Origin of the sequence: Lentzea aerocolonigenes (genome assembly GCF_000955955.1) — a bacterium.
Lineage (GTDB): Bacteria > Actinomycetota > Actinomycetes > Mycobacteriales > Pseudonocardiaceae > Lentzea > Lentzea aerocolonigenes_A.
Genome location: NZ_JYJG01000024.1, coordinates 1 through 341, shown reverse-complemented (window position 1 = coordinate 341; position 341 = coordinate 1). Strand labels below are relative to the sequence as shown.

Annotated in this window: 1 protein-coding gene; it reads left to right on the top strand. The window is 61.9% G+C overall.

Annotated elements, in window-relative coordinates; all coding sequences use genetic code 11:
• Nucleotides 1–341 (top strand): cbb3-type cytochrome c oxidase subunit I (locus UK23_RS05425; protein WP_045310254.1); only part of this gene is annotated, 341 nt, incomplete at both ends.

Below are 341 nucleotides of genomic sequence, written 5' to 3'. Positions count from 1 at the left end.
GGATCGGCACGATGTGGAAGGGCCAGCTGACGTTCGAGACGCCGATGCTCTTCTCTATCGGCTTCATCGTCACGTTCCTCTTCGGTGGCCTGTCCGGCATCCTGCTGGCCGCGCCCGCGATCGACTTCCACGTGTCGGACACGTACTTCGTCGTCGCGCACTTCCACTACGTGCTCTACGGCACGATCGTGTTCGCGACCTTCGCGGGTATCTACTTCTGGTTCCCGAAGATCACCGGCCGCTTCATGGACGAGCCGCTCGGCAAGCTGCACTTCTGGACGACGTTCCTGGGCTTCCACGGCACGTTCCTGGTGCAGCACTGGCTCGGCAACATGGGTTTC